The sequence below is a fragment of the Fusobacterium sp. genome (assembly GCF_032477075.1).
GTDB lineage: Bacteria > Fusobacteriota > Fusobacteriia > Fusobacteriales > Fusobacteriaceae > Fusobacterium_A.
Window position 1 is genome coordinate 111,459 of record NZ_JAWDXO010000003.1, and the last position, 24,640, is coordinate 136,098.

General features: G+C 30.2%; 22 protein-coding genes. 8 read left to right on the forward strand and 14 right to left on the reverse strand.

All coding sequences use genetic code 11. From position 1 onward, the window contains the following. Position 1: 1 nt before the first annotated feature. The 5 genes from E6771_RS02755 to E6771_RS02775 are packed head-to-tail and all read left to right on the forward strand — an operon-like array spanning position 2 to position 5,951. Positions 2 to 715, forward strand: a complete 714-nt coding sequence (locus tag E6771_RS02755; RefSeq protein WP_316089531.1) for a hypothetical protein — start codon at positions 2 to 4, stop codon at positions 713 to 715. Continuing rightward, complete coding sequence (locus E6771_RS02760) at positions 712 to 2,238, forward strand: GH3 auxin-responsive promoter family protein (RefSeq protein WP_316089532.1); 1,527 nt, start codon at positions 712 to 714, stop codon at positions 2,236 to 2,238. The genes E6771_RS02755 and E6771_RS02760 overlap by 4 nt, the downstream gene beginning before the upstream one ends. Then, the gene (locus tag E6771_RS02765) at positions 2,235 to 3,581 is read left to right on the forward strand and encodes a B12-binding domain-containing radical SAM protein (RefSeq protein WP_316089533.1); all 1,347 of its coding nucleotides are present in this window, start codon (positions 2,235 to 2,237) and stop codon (positions 3,579 to 3,581) included. Before E6771_RS02760 ends, E6771_RS02765 begins: the two co-directional genes overlap by 4 nt. Continuing rightward, positions 3,578 to 4,909 carry a radical SAM protein gene (locus E6771_RS02770; RefSeq protein WP_316089534.1) on the forward strand — a complete coding sequence of 444 codons (1,332 nt, stop codon included), beginning with the start codon at positions 3,578 to 3,580 and terminating at the stop codon, positions 4,907 to 4,909. The genes E6771_RS02765 and E6771_RS02770 overlap by 4 nt, the downstream gene beginning before the upstream one ends. Then, on the forward strand, positions 4,893 to 5,951 hold the full coding sequence (locus E6771_RS02775; RefSeq protein WP_316089535.1) for a hypothetical protein: 1,059 nt from the start codon (positions 4,893 to 4,895) through the stop codon (positions 5,949 to 5,951). The genes E6771_RS02770 and E6771_RS02775 overlap by 17 nt, the downstream gene beginning before the upstream one ends. Before the next feature lie 161 nt (positions 5,952 to 6,112). On the opposite strand, the gene E6771_RS02780 is transcribed toward E6771_RS02775, so the two are convergent. The 6 genes from E6771_RS02780 to E6771_RS02805 form a co-directional block, all read right to left on the reverse strand. Next, positions 6,113 to 7,150, reverse strand: a complete 1,038-nt coding sequence (locus E6771_RS02780; protein WP_316089536.1) for a Gfo/Idh/MocA family oxidoreductase — start codon at positions 7,148 to 7,150, stop codon at positions 6,113 to 6,115. Between the two features lie 9 nt (positions 7,151 to 7,159). Beyond that, positions 7,160 to 8,086 (reverse strand): sugar phosphate isomerase/epimerase family protein, encoded by a 927-nt coding sequence (locus E6771_RS02785; protein WP_316089537.1) that lies wholly within the window; start codon positions 8,084 to 8,086, stop codon positions 7,160 to 7,162. A 25-nt stretch (positions 8,087 to 8,111) separates the two neighbouring features. After that, the gene (locus tag E6771_RS02790; protein ID WP_316089538.1) at positions 8,112 to 9,074 is read right to left on the reverse strand and encodes an ABC transporter permease; all 963 of its coding nucleotides are present in this window, start codon (positions 9,072 to 9,074) and stop codon (positions 8,112 to 8,114) included. After that, complete coding sequence (locus E6771_RS02795) at positions 9,071 to 10,555, reverse strand: sugar ABC transporter ATP-binding protein (RefSeq protein ID WP_316089539.1); 1,485 nt, start codon at positions 10,553 to 10,555, stop codon at positions 9,071 to 9,073. Before E6771_RS02795 ends, E6771_RS02790 begins: the two co-directional genes overlap by 4 nt. A gap of 78 nt (positions 10,556 to 10,633) precedes the next feature. After that, positions 10,634 to 11,632 carry a substrate-binding domain-containing protein gene (locus tag E6771_RS02800; protein ID WP_316089540.1) on the reverse strand — a complete coding sequence of 333 codons (999 nt, stop codon included), beginning with the start codon at positions 11,630 to 11,632 and terminating at the stop codon, positions 10,634 to 10,636. 38 nt (positions 11,633 to 11,670) lie between these two features. Beyond that, positions 11,671 to 12,684 (reverse strand): LacI family DNA-binding transcriptional regulator, encoded by a 1,014-nt coding sequence (locus E6771_RS02805; RefSeq protein ID WP_316089541.1) that lies wholly within the window; start codon positions 12,682 to 12,684, stop codon positions 11,671 to 11,673. Between the two features lie 252 nt (positions 12,685 to 12,936). Here E6771_RS02805 and E6771_RS02810 point away from each other — a divergent pair, with 252 nt between their 5' ends. Together E6771_RS02810 and E6771_RS02815 are read left to right on the forward strand one after the other, a co-directional pair. Beyond that, a complete protein-coding gene (locus E6771_RS02810) occupies positions 12,937 to 13,641 on the forward strand; it encodes a tRNA threonylcarbamoyladenosine dehydratase (RefSeq protein WP_316089542.1) in 705 nt (234 codons plus the stop codon). 9 nt (positions 13,642 to 13,650) lie between these two features. Then, complete coding sequence (locus E6771_RS02815) at positions 13,651 to 14,154, forward strand: flavodoxin (RefSeq protein WP_316089543.1); 504 nt, start codon at positions 13,651 to 13,653, stop codon at positions 14,152 to 14,154. Positions 14,155 to 14,375: 221 nt separating this feature from the next. Here the strand turns inward: E6771_RS02815 and ileS are convergent, their stop codons facing one another. The 4 genes from ileS to E6771_RS02835 all read right to left on the reverse strand — a co-directional run bounded on the left by ileS (position 14,376) and on the right by E6771_RS02835 (position 20,170). Next, entirely contained in the window at positions 14,376 to 17,492 is a 3,117-nt protein-coding gene (gene ileS / locus E6771_RS02820) for an isoleucine--tRNA ligase (protein WP_316089544.1), read from the reverse strand. Between the two features lie 441 nt (positions 17,493 to 17,933). Continuing rightward, on the reverse strand, positions 17,934 to 19,274 hold the full coding sequence (locus E6771_RS02825; RefSeq protein ID WP_316089545.1) for an MATE family efflux transporter: 1,341 nt from the start codon (positions 19,272 to 19,274) through the stop codon (positions 17,934 to 17,936). 71 nt (positions 19,275 to 19,345) lie between these two features. Then, positions 19,346 to 19,735, reverse strand: a complete 390-nt coding sequence (gene dhaM / locus E6771_RS02830) for a dihydroxyacetone kinase phosphoryl donor subunit DhaM (RefSeq protein WP_316089546.1) — start codon at positions 19,733 to 19,735, stop codon at positions 19,346 to 19,348. A 216-nt stretch (positions 19,736 to 19,951) separates the two neighbouring features. Then, on the reverse strand, positions 19,952 to 20,170 hold the full coding sequence (locus tag E6771_RS02835) for a hypothetical protein (protein WP_316089547.1): 219 nt from the start codon (positions 20,168 to 20,170) through the stop codon (positions 19,952 to 19,954). 156 nt (positions 20,171 to 20,326) lie between these two features. Between E6771_RS02835 and E6771_RS02840 the strand changes: the two genes are divergently transcribed. After that, positions 20,327 to 21,016: a LexA family transcriptional regulator gene (locus E6771_RS02840; protein ID WP_316089548.1), complete on the forward strand. Its 690-nt coding sequence runs from the start codon at positions 20,327 to 20,329 to the stop codon at positions 21,014 to 21,016. A gap of 54 nt (positions 21,017 to 21,070) precedes the next feature. Here E6771_RS02840 and E6771_RS02845 read toward each other — a convergent pair whose 3' ends face one another. The 4 genes from E6771_RS02845 to E6771_RS02860 are packed head-to-tail and all read right to left on the reverse strand — an operon-like array spanning position 21,071 to position 24,508. After that, positions 21,071 to 22,405, reverse strand: coding sequence for an MATE family efflux transporter (locus E6771_RS02845; protein WP_316089549.1), 1,335 nt, complete (start codon positions 22,403 to 22,405; stop codon positions 21,071 to 21,073). Positions 22,406 to 22,436: 31 nt separating this feature from the next. After that, entirely contained in the window at positions 22,437 to 23,153 is a 717-nt protein-coding gene (gene pgeF, locus E6771_RS02850; RefSeq protein WP_316089550.1) for a peptidoglycan editing factor PgeF, read from the reverse strand. Between the two features lie 13 nt (positions 23,154 to 23,166). Beyond that, positions 23,167 to 24,180, reverse strand: coding sequence for a 3-deoxy-7-phosphoheptulonate synthase (gene aroF, locus E6771_RS02855; RefSeq protein WP_316089551.1), 1,014 nt, complete (start codon positions 24,178 to 24,180; stop codon positions 23,167 to 23,169). Between the two features lie 37 nt (positions 24,181 to 24,217). Then, positions 24,218 to 24,508, reverse strand: coding sequence for a Smr/MutS family protein (locus tag E6771_RS02860; protein WP_316089552.1), 291 nt, complete (start codon positions 24,506 to 24,508; stop codon positions 24,218 to 24,220). Positions 24,509 to 24,640 lie beyond the last annotated feature (132 nt).

A 24,640-nucleotide genomic window follows, 5' to 3' on the forward strand; every position in this document is an offset into this window, starting at 1 on the left:
TATGAAACTAAAGGGAGAAATTGTTGAGATAGATAAACTTGATAAAAAAGATATTGATGAGATGTATAAACTTATGACAGAATATTATGATAATATGGAGAAAAAAGCTTTTTTTAAAGATCTCTATGACAAAAAATATTGCATAGTATTAAGAGATGAGAAAGAAAATATAAAAGGATTTTCCACACAGAAGATAATAAATTTTTCTATTGAAGAAAAAAAGATATACGGAATATTTTCAGGAGATACTATAATACATAAAAGTAGTTGGGGAAGCCTTGAACTATTTAGAGTATTTGCAGATTTCTTTTTTGACATTGGAGAAAAATATGAGAATTTTTACTGGTTTCTTATTGTGAAAGGGTATAAAACATATAAAATCCTTCCAACTTTTTTTAAGGAATTTTATCCAAACTGCCTTACAGAAATACCTCTTGAAATAAAAAATATAATGGACAGTTTTGGAGAAAATTTCTATCCTGGAGAATATAATAAAAATACTGGAATTATAGAATACAAAAAAACAAAAGATAAACTGAAAGAGGGAATTGCAGATATTACAGAGAAAAGATTGAAAGACAGAGATATAAAATTTTTTCAAAAGAGGAATCCTCAGTATTCTAAAGGAAATGATATGGTATGTATCACAAAGCTCAATAAAGAAAATTTATTAGAAGGAGTAAAATCTCTGCTGTCACTGGAGAGAGAGAAATGATATACTGGCTTGTAAATACAATGCTTTGCTTCCTCTATAAAAAAGAATATAAAAGATATATAAATTGTAAAAATATTAAAGGGGTTCAGGAAGGAAAACTCAAAGAAATATTGATGAAAAATATGAATTCCCTCTATGGGAAAAAATATAACTTCAGTGAAATAAAAAATTATGAAGAGTATAAAAATAAAGTTCCTCTCACTATCTACGAAGATTATTTAAAATATATAGAACAGATAAAAAGAGGAAAGAAACATATTCTTACTATGGAAGATGTAAAACTTCTAGAACTTACAAGCGGTTCTATGACAGCCAGTAAGCTTATTCCTTACACTGAAGGATTGAAAAAAGAATTTCAAGCAGGAATCAAGCCTTGGATATATTCATTATACATCAGTTACCCTGAAATAAAAAAAGGAAAAAGTTATTGGTCTGTCACACCTGTGACTACTGAAAAAAAATATACATCTGGAAATGTTCCCATTGGTTTTGAAGAAGATAGTGAATATTTTGGAAAAATAGAAAAATATCTAATGAATATAATATTTGCTTATCCAAAAGATATAAAGCTAGAAAGAGATATAGAGGTATTTTACTGGAAGACAGCTTTAAAACTTCTGAAAACAGAAAATCTCACTCTTATATCTGTATGGAATCCTTCATTTTTACTATTGCTTTTACAATATATAAAAGAAAATAGGGAAAAGCTTTTAAAAAAAATCTCAATAAAAAGAAGAAAAAAAATTGAAAAATTCCTTTTTGAAGATAATTATTCCAAAATATGGAAGAACCTGAAAGTCATCAGTTGTTGGGGTGATGGAAATGCAATTCATTATATGGAAGATATTAAGAAAATCTTTAAAAAGGTATTGATACAGCCAAAAGGAATTCTTGCTACTGAAGGATTTCTTTCTTTTCCCATTGGAGATAAAGAAGGAAGCAGGATAAGCTATTATTCTCATTTTTTTGAATTTATAGAAAGAGAAACAGGAGATATAAAACTTGCTTCTCAGTTAATAGCTGGAAAAAATTATGAAGTGGTACTCACTACAAGTGGCGGATTATACAGATACTGTATAGGAGATATAATTACTGTTATATCTGTGAAAAATGGACATCCTATCATTAGATTTTCTGGAAGAAAAGGAGCTGTTTCTGATCTCTTTGGAGAGAAAATAAGTGAAGAATTTGCAGGAACAATATATAAAAAATTAGAGGCACAATATTTTATGCTGACACCTGAAAAAGATAGATACAGGCTCTATCTCAAGAGCAGCTATGAAATTTCTAATAAGAAGATAGATGAGATGTTCAGAAAAAACTTCCATTATGACTACTGTAGAAAACTGGGACAATTGAAAGAAATTGAAATATTTAGACTTACAGGAGAACCTGAAAAGGAATATATAGAATATTGCCTAAAAAACGGGCAGCGACTAGGAAATATAAAATTAAAAATATTGTCTCAGAAAAATGGATGGGAAAATGTATATACAGGATATTTACAAAAGGAGGAAAAATGAGAATAGTTTTCTTAGCTCCAGCTGGAGCTATGCACAGATATAATGGAAATTTTGGAAAAGTCCTTCACTATGCACCTCTTACTCTTACAACACTAGCATCTTTGATACCAGCAGAGATAGATGCAGATGTAGAAATATTTGATGAATCATCAGAAAAAATACCTTTGAATGTAGTGGCTGACCTCATTGTCATTACCTGTATCACAGGAACAGCTCAAAGGTGTTATGCATACTCAGATTATTTTAGGAGCAGAGGAATAAAAACTGTTCTTGGTGGAGTACATCCTTCTCTTATGCCAGAAGAGTCTCTGAAACATGCAGATGTTGTTATGACAGGATTTTCAGAATTTACATTTCCCCAGATGATAATGGATTTTAAACTGGGACATTTAAAAAGACTCTATGCACAAAGTGATGAATTCACTGTAGCAGGAAAACCTCTACCCAGAAGAGACTTACTAAAAAAAGGGTATATAACAAAAAGTACAATAGAAGCTGTAAGAGGCTGCTCTCTTCCATGCACTTTTTGTGCTTATCCAGCAGCTTTTGGAAAAAAAATATATAAACGTCCTGTAAGAGAGGTAATAGAAGAAATAGAAACTCTTAATTCAAAGATAGTTCTTTTTCCAGATGTAAATCTCATAGCAGACAGAGAGTATGCAATTGAGCTCTTCAGAGAAATGATTCCTCTAAAAAAATATTGGCTGGGACTTGCAACTTCAGCTGTGGGAATAGATGATGAACTGATAGATATTTTTCATAAAAGTGGGTGCAAAGGCCTCCTTATAGGTTTTGAGTCCATCTCTCAAGACTCTCAAAAATATGTCAATAAAGGAATAAATAATGTGTCTGGGTATTCAGAACTTATGAAGAGACTCCATGATACTGGAATACTTGTGCAGGGATGTTTTGCCTTTGGAGGAGATGAAGAGGATATATCTGTTTTTGAAAGAACAGTGGAGGCTGTTATAGAATCTAAGATTGATCTTCCAAGATACAGCATACTTACTCCCTTTCCAAAAACAAATTTCTATATTGAATTGGAAAAACAGGGAAGAATAATAGAACATAATTGGGCAATGTATGATGTAGAGCACTGTGTATTTCAGCCTAACAAAATGACAAAGGAGCAGTTGGAAGAAGGAACAGCATGGGCTTGGAATGAGACATACAAAACAAAAAATATTTTAAAGAGGCTAGCCCCTTTCAAACACAACCCATGGCTCTCTCTCCCTTTAAATTTTGGATACAGAAACTACGCAAAAAAATATGAATATTTTACTAAAGAGGTTATGTGTGATAACTCAGATATACCTTCAATAGAAGGAGGAAATGGCAGATGAAGATAATATTTATTGTTCCTGCTATTGGAAAGAAAAAAGGAGAGAAATACATAGGAACATGGAAGATGGAACCTCTCACCATAGCAGTATTAAAATCTCTCACACCTTCAGATATAGAAACTGTTCTCTATGATGACAGAATTGAACTTATAAATTACAATGACACAGCTGACATTGTAGTGATTCCTGTAGAAACTTACACAGCTAAAAGAAGTTATGAGATAGCAAAAAAATTCAGAGAAAAAGGAACAAAAGTAATTCTAGGTGGATATCATGTAACTTTAATACCTGAAGAAGCTGAAGAATATGCTGATTGTATCATCACAGGAAATGCAGAGATGGTATGGAGTGAAGTGATAAAAGATTGCTCCAATCACACTCTAAAGAAAAAATATGAAGGTGAAACAGCTTATCTTCATATCCAACCTGATAAAAGTATATTTAAAGGAAAAAAATATGTACCTGTATCTCTTGTGGAAACAGGTCGTGGGTGCTGCAATAGCTGTGAGTTCTGTGCTATAGCTGGCTATTATAAATTCCACTATTATCCCAGACCTCATGATGATATAATAAGAGATATAAAAAACTCTAAGCATAAGTATCATTTTTTAGTAGATGATAATCTGGTTGCAGATAGAAAAAATGCTATGGAGCTTTTCAAAAAACTAGAACCTTTGAAAATAAAATGGGCTGGACAAGGAACCTTAAATATGGCAAGAGACAAGGAACTTCTTGCTGCAATGAAGAAAAGCGGCTGTGAAATAATATTGATAGGTTTTGAAAGTTTAAATACAGATAACCTCAAGCAAATGAATAAAGCTGTGAACATTATGAAAACTGAACGAGATGAACTTGTCCAAAGGATACATAATGCAGGAATAGGAATTTATGCTACCTTTGTTTTTGGATATGATGGTGATACTCAAGATACTATCAAAAAAGCTGTTGAATTTTCTAAAAAACACAATTTTTATACAGCAGCATTCAATCATCTGCTTCCCTTTCCTGGAACAAAACTTTATGATAGATTGAAAAAAGATAATAGACTGCTTTATGACAAATGGTGGTTGGAGGAAAATTATAACTATGGTGAGTTAGCATTTAAACCTAAACAAATGAGTCCTGAAGAGCTAAGCAAAGCTTGTCGAGATGCAAGAAAGGAATTTGCTTCCTTCAAAACTGTAGTTAAAAGAGGATTACAATCTATGAAGCACAGCAGCCCTATGCTATGGAGCCTCTTTTGGATAATGAATTTACGTATAAACAGTGAAATTGATCAAAAAATGAATGTACCTATTGGGAGGAATTTAGATGAGTTTCCAAAATAAAAGATTTACTTTGACAAGAGCAGAGAAAAAAGATGCTGCTGATATAGAAAAAATTATGAAAAGCGGAAGTTTTCGAGGAGGAATAGAGGTACAATATCTAAGAGGAAAAGACCCCCTTGCTTCTTTTGAAAAAGAGGGAACTGAAGCTTTTATGTATATTCTTAGGGAAAAAGAACATGGCGAAGCTGTGGGAATGGGTGGATGTATAATAAGACCTGCCTTTGTAAATGGAGAAATTAGAAGAGCAGGGTATCTTACAGGATTGAAAGTCATCCCTGAATATCAAAGAAGAGTTCTATGTATTCCTGAAATATACAGATTTCTCTATGAAGAAACTAAAGCTCATGTTGATTTTTATTACAGTTCTATTCTTAAAGAAAATGTAGCAGCTCTTCTTTTACTGGAAAAAAGACATAAAAATATGCCTGAATATAGATTTCTTGATACTTACACTGTATATTTCTGTAAAACAGGAAATTTTAAAATAGCAAATTATCAAGTAGCTAAATGTGATTTTTCTCAAGCTGAGGAATTTTATATAAAAGAAGCTCAAAAATATAATTTGACATATCCTTCATTGAGCAGCAATGATTTAAAAAATGCAGATTTTTATGGTATCTATGAAAATTCTCAGTTACTAGGAATTGGATATCTCCTCAATCAGCAAGAATACAAGGAATATGTAATAAAAAATTATTCAGGAGTATATAAGTATATTTCAAAATTTCCTACAAGACTTTTAAAATATCCTTCATTTCCAAAAGAAAATCATTCTGCTGACTATACTTCTATGGGAATAATGGTAAAGGATAACAATATTGAACTGGCATATGAAATGATAGTACAACTGCTGAAAAATTCTCCTGAACGAGATTTTATAATGCTGGGACTTTTAGAAAAAGATCCTCTAAATAAAGTTTTTTCACGAATTAAAAATATTAAATATCAAAGCAGAATATACCATGTAACTTGGGACAAAGAAGATAAAACAACTGATGAACTTAAAGAAGCTCTTTTGAAATTGGAAGTGGCATTTTTGTAGCCATATCTAAAATCTGGCAGCAATTTAATCGTTAATATTCAAAATAAGAGGACAGCAGTTTAAATTGACAGCTGTCCTCATTAATTGCATTTATGTATTTTTTATACTTTCTTCAACTTTATAAAGAAAGTTTTAAAATTTGTTGATTATCTATTTGAAATTCATAACTTTATTTCCTTTTTCTCTTCAATAGCTTTTATTATTCCTTTTACTACTTTTATAGAAATAAGTCCATCTTCTGCTGTCACAGGAGACTCCTCATGCTTTATAATAGTATTTATAAAAGCATCTATTACACCAGTTTTTGTCTGGTTATCATTTGTTTGAATAGCCTCGACTTCAAGCTCTTCTATTTTTCCATTTTCATTTATTATTTTTATCTGGTATTTAGGGTCATCATATATTCTTATTATCCCTTTCTCCATATAAAGTATAGTTGAATTATCTTCCTGCCCATAATATGTCCAGCTGAAAGTTCCTGTTCCTATTGCTCCACATTTCATCTTTAATATGCAGATTGCATTATCATATACTTCTATGGATTCCCCATTTTCAAAAGTTTTATGAAGAGTTCCTCCCATTCCACAGACACTTTCAAATTCAGAATCTGTAAGATATCTGATAATATCTATTTTATGAACTCCTAAATCACCTATTACTCCAAACTCACATTTATCTTTTTGAAAAAACCATGTATTTTTAGATTTACTCTCTGTCCAAGATTCAGGTCCTCCATGTCCAAAAGTAGTTCTAAAAGTAATTACTTTTCCTAGTTTTCCACTTTTTATTATATCTCTGACTCTTTTATGAGCCTTTGTAAATCTCTGGTTATGATCTATCATAAATATTTTTCCAGTTTTTTTCTGCATCTCTACTATTTTTTCTGCCTCTTCTACGCTTTTAGTCATAGGTTTTTCACACAGCACATGTTTTCCTAGTTCCATAGCTTTTGTTGATATAATACAATGCATATTATTGGGAGTACAGTCACTTACAGCATCTATTTCTGAGTCATTTAATATATCCATATACTCATCTGTAGCTTTTCCACCAAATTTTTCTACCATCAATTCAGCTCTTTTTTTATTTAAATCATAAAATGCTGCTATTTCTACATTAGGATTATCTAAATATTCAGGAGCATGTCTTTTTTCAGTTATGGAACCACATCCAATTATTCCTACTTTTATCTTTTTCATTTCTGCCTCCTACATCCTTTCTTTTAAGTATTTGTACCCAAGCTCAAGTCCTTCTTTTACCTTTTCAACTGTATCCTGATATTCTAAATCCTCATGTTCTATTACTAATTCATCATCATATCCAATTTCTTTCAATGTATCAATAAATTTTTTCCAGTCTATATCTCCTTTTCCTGGCATTCTATGTCTCCAGAACCCTAAATCCCAATTATCTTTTCTCCCTAGTTGTTTCCCTAAAATACTATAATATTTTTTCTTATCTTCAAATACCTCTGTATCTTTAGCATGAACTTCAAATATTTTATCTTTATAGTCTTTCAATGCTTGGATATAATCTATTCCCAGCCATAGCAAATGTGATGGATCATAATTTAATCCAAAATTGTCATATGGAAGTCTTTTAAACATCTCATCCCATAATTCTGGTGAATATGAAATAGTTCCTGCCCAACCACTTTCATGCCATCCTGGCATAGAACAATTCTCTATTATTATTCTCACTTTTTTCTCTTGTGCATATTCTAATATAGGTCTAAAAATCTTTTCCATTTCATCAAAATTCTCTTCTATTGGAAGTGTCATATCTCTACCTATGAAAGTTCCTACATTTTTTACCCCTAGAAGTGAAGCAGCATCTATTACTTTTATCAAATGATTATTATAACCCTTTCTTTTCACAGGATCGTGATCCAGATTATTATCATAATAAGCAAGAGATACTATTGTCATATTTCTTTCTTTAAGAAAGTCATTTAATTTCTCTGCTTCTTCTTTAGTAAAATTTACTACATCTATATCACTTCCTGAATAATCTCTGGAATTAGTTTTAGGCCAGCATGAAACTTCTAATGTTTCAAACCCTACCCTATGAGCCCATTCTATTTTTTCATATATAGACATATCCCCCATAATACCAGTTAAAAATCCTAATTTCATATGAACCTCCATATTTTATTATATTTTAATCATTACCTTTTTTACTTTGGAAAATTACTGCTAAAATTATTATTATTCCCTTTACTAATCCTGATAAAAATGGCGGAATACGTGCTGCTATAAGGATTCCTTCTATCATTTGAAGCATTATAGCTCCTAAGAAAGTTCCCATTATTTTTCCTCTTCCACCACTCATTGATGTTCCTCCAATAGCAACAGCAGCTATTGCATCCAGCTCAAAAGACATTCCTACATTGGCTGCTGTGATAGATGTAAGTCTTGATGAAAGAAGAAATGAAGCTATTCCTGTTAAAAAACCTGTAAGTGTAAAACATAATGTTTTAACTTTTACAACATTTACCCCAGTAAGAAAAGTAGCATTTTCGTTAGAACCAACTGCATACACATATCTTCCAAATTTTGTATATTTAACCAAAATAACCATAAGTATAGTTATAATTATAAAAATTATTGCAAGATTAGGCATTCCCAATATTTTTCCAGCTGCTATTTTTCTAAAACTCATAAGTATTTTCATTTCAACATTAAAAGGTCCACCCTGTCCAAGTTGAACTATTATAGATCTGTAAGCACTCATTGTAGCAAGAGTAACTATAAAAGGTGCCATTTTCCCTTTATTTGTTATAAGTCCATTAACTGTTCCAAGCAAGGCTCCAAACGCCATACAAAATAGGAGCATAATAAATGGACTTTCTGTCCTATTGAGAACAACTACTCCTAATCCTGCTACAAGAGCACATTGTGATCCTACTGATAGATCTATTTGTCCTGATATGATAATGAGAGTCATCCCTAGAGCTATTATCCCTTTAATAGATGATTGGAGCATGAGTGTAGACAGATTTGTCCAAGACAGGAAAGAATGATTTATTGCAGTTGCTATCACAACAAGGACTAAAAAAGAAAATACAAATGTATAATTTGAATATATTTTTTTCATATCTAGATTTTTATTCAACTGACTCATATTTTTTCCTCCATATTTGCTCCTGTAGCATAGTGCATGATATTTATTTCACTGAACTCATCTCTCGTCAGTTCCTTATTTATTCTTCCTTTATACATTATAAAACACCTATCTGCTACTTTATTTATCTCTGGATATTCAGAACTGAATATTATTATTCCTTTACCAGTTTTAGCTAATTCATTAATTATTTTATAGATTTCAAACTTAGCACCTACATCTATTCCTTGTGTAGGATTATCTAAAATTATCACATCAGTATTCAGCTCAAGACATCTTCCAATTATTATTTTTTGTTGATTACCACCTGAAAGTGATGTTATATAATCATTATGGTGTCCAATTTTTGTGGACATCTCTTTTTTTCTTGCATTAAATCTTTTCATTTCCAGCTTATCATCAATAAACATCTTTTTATGTTTTGAAACAAATCTAGACACAGAAAAATTATTAAGTATACTCATATCTTTTATAATAGAACGTTCCTTTCTATTTCTTTGTACCATGCTTATTCCATTTTTTACTGTATCTTTTATACTTTTATACCCAAGTTTTCTCCCATTTACCCATACTTCTCCAGAATCCATTTTGCATACTCCATATAATGCTTCTGCTAATTGATCTCTTCCATCTCCATGTAATCCTGTAATTGCTATAACTTCCCCTTTTTTTAAATCAAAGGATATTTCTTTAAATTTTCCTTCTGAACCTATATTTTTTACTTCCATTAATACTTCATTTGATATTTTTTCTTTTTCTATCTTTTCATTTTCTATACATCTTCCTACTAAAAGTTCAGTAGCTTTTCTTTCATTTATATCTTTGAAATAACCACTTTCTATAAATTTCCCATCCCTAAGTACTGTATATCTATCACAAATACTAAAAAGTTCTGGCATTTTATGAGATATATAAATCATGGCTACCCCTTGTTCTTTCAATCTCCTCATAAGAACAAAAAGCATCTCTATTTCTTTATTAGTTAAAGCTGTTGTTGGTTCATCCATTATTATCAGCTTAGCATCAAAAAGAAGAGCTTTTGCTATTTCTACAAGTTGTTTTCTTGATGTTTCTAAATGTCTTACTTCTGTTTCTGGCTCAATATCCAAATTCATTTTTTCTAAAATTTCTCTAGACTTTTTTATCATCTGTTTTTTATCTAAAAATCCATATTTATTAAGAAGTTCTTCTCCAAGAAAAAGATTTTCATAGACAGTAAGGTCATTTACCAGATTTAATTCCTGGTGTATGAATCTTATTCCCATACCTTGTGTTCTCTTAGTATTAAGATCTTCTATTTTTTTTCCATTAAAAAAAATCTCTCCCTGTGTAGGCGGAAATGTTCCTGCCAGAATATTCATTAGAGTCGATTTTCCTGCTCCATTTTCTCCTAATAATCCATGTATTTCGCCTTTATCCACATTGAGAGAAACATCTTTTAAAGCCTGTACAGGACCAAAACATTTCACTATATTTTTCATCTCTAAAAGCATGACTTTTATCACCTACCCCTTTTTTTAAATAAGGGTGGGAACTCCCACCCTTAAATTGATTTAATCTTAGATTCCACTCTCGTATCTTATCTTCCAATGCTCGCTCTTCATGTAATCTTTATAGTTATTATTATCTATTGTTTCAGTAGGTATAAGATATAATCCAGAGAATGTTTTTCCATCTAATATGTCAGCACCCATCTTAACTGCATCTCTTACCATTGTAGGTGAAAATAGATAAGTTACTTGATCTATTCCAAGGTCTTTTTTAAATATATCAAAAGTTTCAATATTTTCTCTTCTTCCACCAACACCAGTTACAAGTTTAATATTAAGTTTAGCATTTCCACTATAGCTCATTATTGCATCTAATACTCCAAGAACAACTTCGTCATCATGAGTAAATACAGCTTTTATACTTTCTACTTCATCTTTTTTCAAGCTATTAAGAAGTGTTTCCATTTGTTCTTGAGCTTTTGCTCTTTGCCAGTCAGTACTGAATTGTTGAATAATATTAATATTTTTATCAGCAGTTTTTGCAAATCCATCTGAACGTTGTTGAGGAACTGTAGAGTTATCTCCTTTAAATTCAAGGATATTAACTTTTCCTTTTTTCAAATCTTCTGCAAAATATTTATTTAAATATTTTCCAGTTTCTTCTCCTATTGTAAAGTTATCTCCCATAACCTCAGCAGTAGGTGTAAATTCATCAATCAAACGGTCATAGATAATCAATGGAATTTTTGCTTCCATAACTTTCATAGCACCTGATCTTAACTCATTTCCATTATGTGGCCATAAAACAATACAATCAACTTTTTCATTAATTAAAGTGTCTAATTGATTATTTTGTTCAGACGCTTCAGCTGAAGTAAGAAATTTGTATTTGAATCCATTAGCCTTTGAATACTCTTCAGCTGCTGCTCTAGCATGTTTTATACTTTCTCCCAAAAATCCATGAGTTGCATTAGGCATAACTATTCCAAGAACTTTTCCTCCAGCACTTGCAAATGCAGCTACACTTAAAAGCATCAATGCTGCTAATAATGTAAAAAATCTCTTCATCAAATCAATCCTCCTTATATTTTATTAGAGATTTCTCTCTACTTTAAAACAAATTTATTAGTTGTTTCTCTTACTATAAGTTCATGGTCTAAAATAATTTTTTCAGGTTCATTATTCTCCCCAGTTATCTTTCTCACCAAACTTTTTACTGATTCTGCTCCTAATTCATATCCAGGCTGAGACACTGTTGTAAGTGATGGTTCTGTAACTGCTGAAAAATCTATATTGTCAAATCCTATAACTGCTACTTCTTGTGGTATTTTTATATTTTTAGTATTAAGAGCTTTTAATACTCCTATTGCTATCACATCTGATACTGCAAATATTCCTATATCTTTTATTTTTCTGTTATTTAAAATTATATTCATGTGTTTATGAGCTTCTTTTATAGATAATTCATCTAAAAGTATTTCATTTTCTTTTTTAAATTCCAATCCATTGTCACTCATAGCTTTTATCAATCCTTCTCTTCTCAAAGTAGAATATGTATAATCTTTTTTCATTGAAAAAAGATATATTTCTTTCTTTCCTATCGAAATAAGATGACTGACAGCTTCATATGCAGCTTTTTCATGATCTATAGTTATATAGGTAAGTCCATTTTCTTCTATATATTCACTACACTGAACCATCTTTCTGAAAACGTTTTCATCTTTTATTTTTTCCATTATTTTCTCTTTAGCTATTTTTTCCATAAGAATTATTCCATCTACCAATTTAGTATTTAATAGATTCAAATAATCTAACAACTGTGCTTCTGATGAATAACTGCTCCCTAATATAATATTATAACCCATACTTTTAGCAGTTACTTCTACTCCTTCTAGAATAGCTGAATAATAGGGATTTGATATTTCTGGAACTATTATAAGTATCATATTGCTCTTTGTTCTTTGCAGACTGCTTGCCATAAAATTAGGTGTGTAATTAAGTTTTTTTATAGCTTCTTCCACCTTTTCTTTTGTTTCTTTTTTTACTTTTCTCCCATTTATTACCCTTGAAACAGTAGCTAATGAAACTCCTGCATACTCTGCTACATCATTTATTTTCATTTTATTATGCACCTCTTTTTTAAAACGTTTTCATTTCTCCTGTTGATAAATTATATAACTCATTATCTATACTTTGTCAATAGTTTTTTAAACGTTTTTTTCTATTTCATTACATTTATTTCCAATTATTCTCATAAATCTTTCTAAAATTCCTCTACAGTATTTAATACTCTCAAAATATATTGTTGATTTTTTATAAAAAATAATATATTATTTACTAAGATAGTAAATAATATATTTAAGGATGATGATATGATATTTCAAAGAACTGAACTTTTGATAGGAAAAGAAAACCTTGAAAAACTTCAAAATTCACATGTTATTGTGTTTGGAGTAGGAGGAGTAGGTGGCTTTGCTATAGAGGCTTTAGCCAGAGCTGGAGTTGGCGAAATATCTATTGTAGATTTTGATACTGTAGATATTACCAATCTTAACAGACAGATTATAGCCTTACAAAATACTATAGGAAAATTAAAAACTTCTGTTATGAAAGAAAGACTTCTTTCTATAAATCCAAATATAAGGGTACATGAATATCCAGAAAAATTTTCAATAGAAAATTATGATAAATTTTTTAAAAATAAGAAATATGATTATATAGTTGATGCAATTGATTTAGTAACTTCAAAATTAGCTTTGGCTGAAATAGGACAAAATAGTGATACTCCACTTATTTCTTCTATGGGAACTGGTAATAAAATTGAACCTACAATGCTTGAAGTAACTGATATCTATAAAACTTCTGTATGTCCTTTAGCTCGTGTTATGAGAAAAGAATTAAAAAATAGAAGAATAAAAAAATTAAAAGTGGTTTATTCAAAGGAGCTTCCTAGAAAACCTGAAAATGAAACTGGAAGCAGAGAAAAAAAAGTAAATGTTGGAAGTATCTCTTTTGTTCCTTCCAGTGCGGGTCTTATAATAGCAAGTGAAGTTGTAAAAGATATCTGTAATTTATAGGAGGAAAAAATGAAAAAAATAGGAATTTTTTATGGAACAACATCTGGAAATACTACTGGTATAGTAGATGAGATAGAATTTTATCTTAGAAAGGATGATTATCAGACATATAATGTAGCTGATGGAATATCTGAAATGAAAGATTATGAAAATCTTATTCTTGTATCTCCAACTTATGGAGTTGGAGAACTTCAAGAAGATTGGAATAATGTCTTTGAAGAGTTTAAGAATATAGATTTTACTGGTAAAACTGTTGCAATAGCAGGACTTGGAAATCAATTTGCTTTTGGTGAATCATATGTTGGAGCTATGAAGATACTTTATGATACAGTTGTAAAAAATGGTGCTAAAGTTATTGGATTCACTTCTACTGAAGGATATCGTTATGAGGAAACTGAAGCAGTTGTAGACGGAAAATTTATAGGTCTTGCTCTTGATGAGGGAAATCAAGGAAATGATACTCCTGATAGAATCAAAGCTTGGGTAGAAAAAATCAAATCATATTTCAATTAAAATTAAAGAGGTTGACTAATAAGCTAAGATAAATTTTAGAAATTTGGAAATTAGAAAGGCTTGTGTAATTAATGAAGTAAGTAAAACATGAAAAACAATATATCTGAACATAGTGAGTTTACTGTTTTTAGTTTTAGGAACGAAATTAATAACAAACCTTTCTACTGGAAAAATTCTAAAATTATACTTTTCTTGATAAATCAACCTCTTTTTTATTTATATTACTTATTTACTTTTACTCCAAATACAACCTTTTCTCCATTTACATTAAATTCTCCTGTAAATCCATCTGCTTCTCCAAAGATTATTTCATCTGTAAGAGTATCATGCTTAATTTCTTCAGCATTTCTTTCAATTATTTCTTTAATTTTATCATTATCTTTTTCATAGAATGTAATATGATCTGTTACATCAAAATCTGCCTCTTTACGCATAGATTGAATTTTACTGATAATTTCTCTTACAAATCCTTCTTCTAGCAATTCAGGAGTAAGTTTAGTATCAAGTACAACAGTTATTCCTCTATCTTCAAGTGGCATATATCCTTCTGTTTGTGCTGTTTCTATCAAGAGGTCATCTACAGTAAGAGATGCTTCTTCTCCATCAGCTAATTTAAGAACTAAAACTCCATTAGCATCTAACTCTTTTTTACCTTTGCTTCCATCCATTTCTGCCAGAAGAGTACGAATTTCATTTACTTTTTTTCCATATTTTTGTCCCAATACTTTTAATTGAGGCTTAAAAGTATATGAAGTAAATTGTGATGTATCTTCTACAAAATGAATTTCTTTAATATTAAGCTCTTCTTTTATAATATTCTGATAAAGTTCTCCAACTTTATGTCCAGCTTTTACATATATATTAGCTATTGGCTGTCTATTTTTGATATTAGCTGCATTTCTTGCTGCTCTTCCTAAAGTAACTACTTGAAGAACTTCTTCCATATCATCTTCTAAAGCTTTATCTATAAATTCTTCATGTACTTCTGGAAAGTCAGTTAAGTGAATACTTTCAGGTGCATTTTTATCTATACTGCATACCAGATTACGATAGATTTCTTCTGTCATAAATGGAATCATTGGTGCAGCTGCTTTTGAAATAGTGACAAGTGCTGTATATAAAGTCATATATGCTGTAATTTTATCATCAGTCATATCTTGTACCCAGAAACGCTCCCTGCTTCTTCTTACATACCAGTTGCTTAATTCATCTACAAAGTCCTGAAGAAGTCTTGCAGCTTCAAGAAGCTTGTAATCAGCAAGATTTTCATCCACACCTTTTACTACTGTATTCAATTTTGAAAGAAGCCATTTATCCATAATAGTTAGTTTATCTTTATCTAAAGTATATTTAGTAGCATCAAATTGGTCTATCTCAGCATAAAGAACAAAAAAAGCATATGTATTCCACAATGTAGACATAAACTTACGTTGACCTTCCTGAACTGCTTTTCCATGAAATCTATTAGGAAGCCAAGGAGCTGAGTTTATATAAAAATACCAACGAATAGCATCTGCACCATAAGTAGCAAGTGCTTCAAATGGATCTACTGCATTTCCCTTAGATTTAGACATTTTTTGTCCATTCTCATCTTGTACATGTCCCAGCACAATTACATTTTTATATGGTGCTTTATTAAAAATTAATGTAGATATAGCAAGAAGTGAATAGAACCATCCTCTTGTTTGGTCAACAGCTTCTGAAATAAAATCTGCTGGAAATTGTTTCTCAAATAAATCTTTATTTTCAAATGGATAATGGTGTTGTGCAAAAGGCATCGATCCTGAATCAAACCAGCAGTCAATAACCTCTGGTACTCTTTTCATCTGTTTACCACAATGAGGACAAGTAATAGTTACTGCATCTATATATGGACGGTGAAGTTCTATTTCCTCTGGACAATTAGAAGACATAGATTTGAGTTCTTCTATACTTCCAATAGCATGGTTATGTCCACATTCACATTCCCATACATTTAAAGGTGTTCCCCAATAACGATTACGACTGATTCCCCAGTCCTGAACATTTTCAATCCAATCTCCAAAACGACCTTTTCCTATACTCTTTGGTATCCAATTAATACTGTCATTATTTCTTATCAAATCCTCTTTTACAGCTGTCATTTTGATGAACCAAGACTCTCTTGCATAATAAATAAGAGGTGTATCACATCTCCAACAATGAGGATAATTATGTTCAAATACAGGGGCATCAAATAAAAGACCTTTCTCCTCTAAAGTTTTTAGAATATCTTTATCTGCTTTTTTACAAAATACTCCTGGCCAAAGTGTTTCTTCTGTCATTTCTCCTTTTGAATCAACTAATTGTACAAATGGCAGATCATATTTTCTTCCTACATTAGCATCATCTTCTCCAAATGCAGGAGCTGTATGAACTACTCCAGTACCATCAGTTAGTGTAACATAAGTATCACAAGTTACATACCAGCATTTTTTATCTGGTTTTACAAAATCAAATAAAGGTACATATTCCTTGTATTCTAAATCTTTCCCTTTATATCTCTCTAAAATTGTAAAGTTTTCTTTTAAAACTGCTGGAACTAAAGCTTCTGCCATGTAGTATGTATATCCTTCATGCTGAACTTTTACATAAACTTCATTTGGATTTACACAAAGAGCTACATTGGAAGGAAGTGTCCATGGAGTTGTTGTCCATGCAAGGATATAAGCATCCTCATCTTTTACCTTAAATCTTACCACAGCTGATCTTTCTTTTACATCTTTATATCCCTGTGCTACTTCATGGCTTGATAGTGGTGTTCCACATCTTGGACAATATGGTACAATTTTAAATCCTTTATATAGTAATCCTTTCTCCCATATTTGTTTTAAAGCCCACCATTCAGATTCGATAAAATTATTATCATAAGTTACATAAGGTTTTTCCATGTCTGCCCAAAAACCTACTGTTTTAGAAAAGTCTTCCCACATTTCCTTATATTTCCATACACTTGTTTTACACTCTTCAATAAATGGTTGCAATCCATAGCTTTCTATTTGATCCTTACCATTTATTCCTAATAGCTTTTCTACTTCTAACTCCACAGGAAGTCCATGTGTATCCCATCCTGCTTTCCTTGGTACATCATATCCCTTCATAGTTCTGTATCTGGGAACCATATCTTTTATTACACGAGTTAAAACATGTCCTATATGTGGTTTTCCATTAGCTGTAGGAGGTCCATCATAAAAAGTATATGTATCATCTCCTTTTCTTAATTCAAGACTTTTTTCAAAAATTTTGTTCTCTTCCCAATATTTTTCAATTTCTTTTTCTCTCTCTACGAAGTTTAGGCTCGTAGACACTTTTTTATACATAAATACCCTCCTGATATAAAGTTTAGATTATAATAAAAAAGACAGCTATGCAGGCTGTCTTCAACTTTTAATTTATTTCCCTTAAGAAGAATAACTTAGACTACATAAAATAATATCTATAATATTTTATTGAAAGCATATTATTGATATTATTATAATTATAGCAGCTCTTAAAGTCATTTTCTTCTCCTTAGTATATTTTCTATGTACAATATATCACATATCATATACAAAAGTAAACCCCATTTTGAATTTCTTTGACTGTAAATTCTAAAATAATTTAAAATTTATATAAATTTTTTTCATTATTTTTTACTTTGAATCTATTTTTATTTCAAAGCTTTTTCTTCCTAAAAATCTATTTTGTTATCTTTCAAAAACTTTTTTATACAATACTTCCCTTACTATTTTCAAACCATATAATTTATTTAACTTTCTATACTATATTTTAGTTATTCTTACTTTTATTTTCTTATACGATATTATCAAAAGAGGAACACTTACTGTCATACATAAAAGTTCTCCCAATGGAAGAGCCAGCCATAAACCTTTTTCTCCCAAAAACACTGGCAGTATAAAAAGCAATCCTGCAACACATACAAGTGAACGACACATTGCTACAGCTGCTGATTCCATAGGTTTTTCTACAGCTGTTAAAAAAGAGCTGATTATAACATTTACAAATGAAAATAGATATTGAAATACTACAAAATTTAAAGCTCTTCCAGTCAATGCCATCAAGTCAGTATTATCTTTTGAAAATACTTTTATAATAGGAGCATTATTAAACTTCATTACAAAGAAAAAGAAAAACCCTATACTCCCTCCTGTAATAAATGCTGTTTTCATTACCTTATGTATCTGTTCCATTCTTCTTGCTCCAAGATTATAGGAAACTATTGGCTGAAGTGCCTGAGATAGTCCAAAAAGGCATATATTTACCACAGTATTTACATAAAAAACTATAGTTAATGCTGATACTCCTATTTCACCTATTCTTCTGATAAGTATATAATTAAAAATAAAAGTGGCAAGGGCACTTGATACCATTGTCAGCATTTCAGAACTTCCATTATATAATATTTTTCCCAAAAGAATCCTATTCCCATTAGGTTTTACTATTTTAAGTCTGCTTCTATCTTTAAAATAATTCCACATAAGAACAATACCAGCTGTTCCATTGGCTATTGTTGTAGCAAGAGCTGCTCCAAACACTCCCATATCCATTTTTACTATAAAAAAATAATCCATCAAAACATTTCCTGCAAGACATATAATACAACTTAAAAATACAAGATTTGGTTTTCCTGCTATTTTTATAAATCCCTCTGTAAATATTGGAATATTATATGGTATATTCAATACCAGCATAGTTAATAAGTAAGATTTTACCAATGGAACAAGTATTTCTGTAGCTCCTAAAACATTTATTATACCATTTATAAAAAGAAACCCCAAAATGGATATACTGCCTAAAAATACTACAAATATTTGAAGAGTAAATGACATTATTTCATTAGCTCTTTTAAACTTGCCTTTTCCTAAAGCAATTGAACAGTACACCCCTCCACCAGCTGCTATCATGAGAGCTATACTGTTTGTAAATAATATTATTGGCATAGAAAGATTAATAGCTGCTAAACCTGAAGCACCTTGTGTATTAGCTATAAATATTCCATCTACCATCATTTGTATGGATACTATTAACATTCCTATTATACTTGGAACAGCAAATCTAAAAAATAATCTGCTTACATTCTTGCTTTCTAATTCATTACTCATTTTCTCACCTTCTCTATAATAAAAGAAAAAGACAACTTAAAAGCTGGTATCCCTCTTAAGTTATCTTTCCCTTAAAACTTTGGAAACTCTTTTGATTCTTTTATAAATTCCACTAATGTTTTTAAATTTACCTTTGGATGGTTAGCGGAAACTCCCACTATTGTTCCTTCTACTATTGGTGCATCCACTATTTCTACTTTTATTTCATCTTTTAGTCTTTCTTTTGCTGTTTCTGCATTCATTACTGAACTTCCAAGATCACAAAGTATTACTACTCCATCACCTTGATTTGCTTTTTTTATTGCTCTGGCAATTACTTCAGGACAGGTCCCATATCTATTATCTTCTTCTGTTCCACCACCATTTTCCAACATAAAATTACTATTTTTAAGCTCCATACAAAAATTGATTATCTCTTGTGAAAGTTTAGGATTATGTGCTACTACTACTATTCCTACCATATTTCCCCCATAGAAACTTATATTTTTATACTAACCTATACAACTTTTTCTATTTAATTATCAATAGCTTAAATTCTTTTTTATCTTTTATATTATACCATAAATTTTATATATAATGATATTTTTTTTTTGAAAATAATAAAGGAAATTTTTAAAATCACAAAGATAATAAAAATTTCCTTCATCTCTAATATTATTTTCTTATTACAATCTAAATCAGCTGGCAAATCTTGCTGTTTTTTCCATATTTATATTATCAAAAATTTTTTCAAGATATTTAAATGTATAGTCAAGGTTATATGTTTTTATATTAATATCTTTTCCATTGTAGTTAAAGTTTATATTAAAAATTTTATTTTCAGAAGAAACATTACATATTAGTTTTACTGTCTTAAATGAAGTTTCCCATTTTTTATTTTTTATTAATATTTTCATATTCTTTACCCCCTTTACTATATCTAAAAATAGAACTATCTATATATATTTATATATTAATATATGATGTCGATTTTGTCAACTCTTTTTTATTTTTGTTGTAAAATTTTTATTTTTATATTATAATTATTTATATATAGATATAGGAGGTGCAGCATGAACTTTAAAACCTTTTTAAGAAACAGAAGAGAAGAAATGGGTTACAGTCAAAATAAGTTAGCTAAAACAATTGGAATTACCCAATCATATTATAATACAATTGAAAGAGGAGAGGTAAAAAATCCTCCTAGCGAAGAGATACTTGACAAAATGATAGCAATATTACAATTCAATGATAAGGAGGCTGCTGAATTCAAATATTTAGCAGCAATTGAAAGAACTCCTGCAATAATATTAGAGGAACTTAAAAAATTAGCAAAACAAAAAGATATAGCTCCAAAAGTTGATATATCTGAATTAAAAGATTTAGATAACTATATTCCTCTTTATTCAAGAATAAGTGCTGGAATAGGAGTATTTACAGAAGAGGAACCTGTAGATTTTATCTCTATACCTGGAGTAAGGAATATTGAAACTCTTTTTGCTGTCAATGTGAAAGGGGATTCTATGGAGCCTACTATTAAAAATTCCTCTATTATCCTTTGCAGAAAAGGTGTGGAGGTTAGAAATGGTGAAATAGGAGCTTTTATTGTAAATGAAGAATCATATGTCAAAAGGCTAAAAGTTACTGGAAATTATATTGCTCTTATAAGTGATAATCCTAATTATCAACCTATTTATATTGGTCCTGGAGAAGAATTTAGTGTTGTAGGAAAAGTATTAAAAGTTATAAATGATATTCAATAAAAGTAAAAAAGACTGGAATTTGATAATAATCCAGTCTTTTTATATTTTTCTATTTCATCTTACTGTTGATTTTATCCATTTATCTCCATGTAATCTTATCAGACAAGCTACCATTTTCAATGGCGTTTCAAGTCTAAGTATAATAAGGACCAGTGCTGGATTCAAATGCCACTTAAATGCAGCTGCAAATCCTATTGGAATCAAGCACCATAAAAATGATATATCTACTGTTGCTGCAAATTTTGTATCTCCACTTCCCCATAATATTCCACCTATAATAGGAGCTGCAACTGCTCTAAACATGGTAATGAAAGCATAAGCAAGCATAAAATGTTTAGCTAATTTCAATGTTGCTGGCTGTAAACTATAAAATGAGAAAAATGGTCCGCTTACAGTTAATAAAAATGCAGCAGTTATCACACCACATACAGCAAAAAATTTAACTAAAGCCTTAGAGGCTTTTTTTGCCATATCAAATTCTCCTGCTCCAATATATCTTCCCATAATTACAGCAGAAGCACTTCCTACTCCCTGTACAAAAGAGAGAGCAAACTGGTGAAGTACATTACATATACTATTAGCTGCTACTACTGCCTCTCCCATATGTCCTAAGATAGCTGAGTGGATTGAGAGTCCTGTTCCCCAGAACAGTTCTCCAATTATTACAGGAAGTCCATATTTTATCATATCTTTAAATAATATTCTGTCATACAATTTTAGCATTATAAGTTTAAATTTCAGCACTTTTTCATATTTTTTCAAATATATTATTACAAGAACCACTTCAACACCTCTTGCTATTACAGTTCCCAAAGCAGCTCCAATTATACCCATTCTTGGAAATCCAAAATGTCCAAAAATGAATATATAATTAAAAAATACATTTGTAAAAAAAGAAACTGTGTATATCCAGAGAGAAAGTTTTACATCTTGTAAACTTCTCAATACTATGAGAAATGTTGTAGTTATTCCAAAACATATATATGAAACAGCAACTACTCTAAGATATCTACTTCCTTCCTCTATTACTGCTGCTTCTGGAGTAAATATCTTCATTACTGCAGAAGGAAATATCAAAAGTATCAAAGTAAATATAATACTTAAACCTAATGATAATTTTAACACCATTGCTGCTATTTTTCTTAAACTTTTTAAATCTCTTTTTCCAAAATACTGGCTGCATAGAACTCCTGCTCCACATCCCAACCCAGACACAAGTAGAGAAAACAGAAAAAACACCTGCCCTGCAAGACTTGAAGCTGATAATATTGTTTCCCCAAGACTCCCCAGCATAAGTGTATCCATCATATTTACACTATATGAAATTATATTTTGAAATGCTATAGGCATGGTTATTGCCAAAAGATTTTTATAAAAAGTTCTATCCAAGATTACTCTCCCCCAATAAATGTTTCAATAATCATCTAAAATATATAAATCCCCCTGCTCTTCCTGAATTTTCTTTATCTCTTCTAAAAGATTGGAATCTTTTATCTCTGAATGTGCAATAGTTATTTAATATTATTTTAGATTTATCTATTCCATTTGATATTAAATTCAGATAATTAAATTTCTGATTATCAAAGTATAATTTTCCATTTTTTTCTACAAAGCTTTTAGCCACTATATCATTTGAAAATTTTTCCATAAAAAGTTCTTTAAATTCCTGCCCAACTTCATAATTATTCTGTCCAATACCTATTCCAAAGGCAAAATAAACATCCTTTCTGGATGTTCCATAATTTTCTTCCATTAGTCTTATGGTCTCTAAACCTATTTCTTGTAAAGTTCCTTTCCAACCAGAATGTACCAGTCCTATCACTTCTTTTACAGGATCATAAACATATACAGGAAGACAATCTGCATATTTAGTAAAAATCACTATATCTTTTCTAGCAGTTATAAAGCCATCTGTATTTTCAAAATATTCCTTATCTATTTCTTTTATTATCTGTATATTCTTACTATGAGTTTGATATCCAGATATAAGTTTTCTATCTCCAAGGTTAAAATCTTTTATAAGTTCCTCACGTGTTTTCTGTTTTGCATTTCCATAAGATATATCAGTAAATATAGTTCCTATTCCCATATCTTCAAATTCTCTTATTATTAAATGATTTCCTTTATCTTCAAACATGTTTTACCTCTTTTTATATAAGATTTTTCTTAACATTTAAAACTTTTTTTAAATTTTCGGTTAATTTTTTAAATCCATCAAAATTCAATGATTGAACTCCATCAGATACTGCATATTCTGGATTTTCGTGTACTTCCACCATTGCTCCATCTGCTCCAGCTATTACTCCTGCTAATGTTACAGGTTCTACCAGATTTCTTCTTCCAGTTCCATGACTTGCATCTATTATTATTGGCAGATGTGATTTTTCTTTTATCAGTGGAATAGCATTTATATCGACAGTGTTTCTAGTTATTGTTTCAAAAGTTCTTATTCCTCTTTCACACAATATTATTTCTTTATTTCCATATGCAACTATATATTCAGCTGCCATCAAAAGATCCCTCATAGTTGCACTGAGTCCTCTCTTTAAAAGTATGGGCTTTCCACATTTTCCCAACATTTTAAGCAAACTAAAATTCTGCATATTTCTTGCTCCAACCTGAAGTATATCAGCATATTTAGATATGAGAGAGATATCTTGAGTATCCATTACTTCTGTTACCACCAAAAGATCATATTTATCAGCTGCTTCTCTCATGTATTTGAGTCCTTCTTCTCCCAGGCCTTGAAAATCATATGGAGATGTTCTTGGCTTAAAAGCTCCCCCTCTCAACACTTGAGCTCCATATTTCTTTACTTTTTCAGCTATATCAAATATAGATTTTCTGCTTTCCACAGCACAAGGTCCTGCCATAAGCATGAAATTGCCCCCACCTATTTTTCTTCCTTTTATATCTATTACAGTATCTTCTTTTTGGAACTCTCTACTGACAAATTTATAACTTTTTCCAATAGGAACCATTTCATCTACTCCATCAAAAGATAGAAGTACATCTAAATCAACATTTTTCTTATTTCCCATTATACCTATTTTAAGTATTTCTTCATCTTCTGTTATAATTATTCCTAATCCATTATTTTTAAGAAATTCTATTATTCTCTCTTTTTCATGTTCACCAATATTTTTTTTAGTTTTTATGTACATAATTACCTTCCAGTTAAATATTTAAGATATCAATTGACTAAAATCCAAACTTTTTCTTTTTAGGTTGAGGAAAACTTTTCAGTGGCATAATATAAGTTATTCCAGGATTTAAATCTATTCTCATTTTTACACAGTCTTTATTTTTAGAAAAAAACTGTCTTATCTTAGTTTTTATCACAGCTTCCCCATCTAAAAACTTTGAACCATATCCATGTATCACTTTTATTTCTTTTCTCTCGCCTTTTTTATATAAAGCATTATATTTGGTTATGAAAACTCTCAGAGCATCATCAAAATTCATTTGATGAAGATCAATCTCATTATACATTTCAAAAGTATCTCCTAATTTTTTTTACAAAAAAGCCTGTCAAAAACTTTAGCCTTATTTAATAGAATATCATAATTTACAAAAAAATAAAAGAGATATATCCTCTTATGGAAATATCTCTTTTAACTTTAT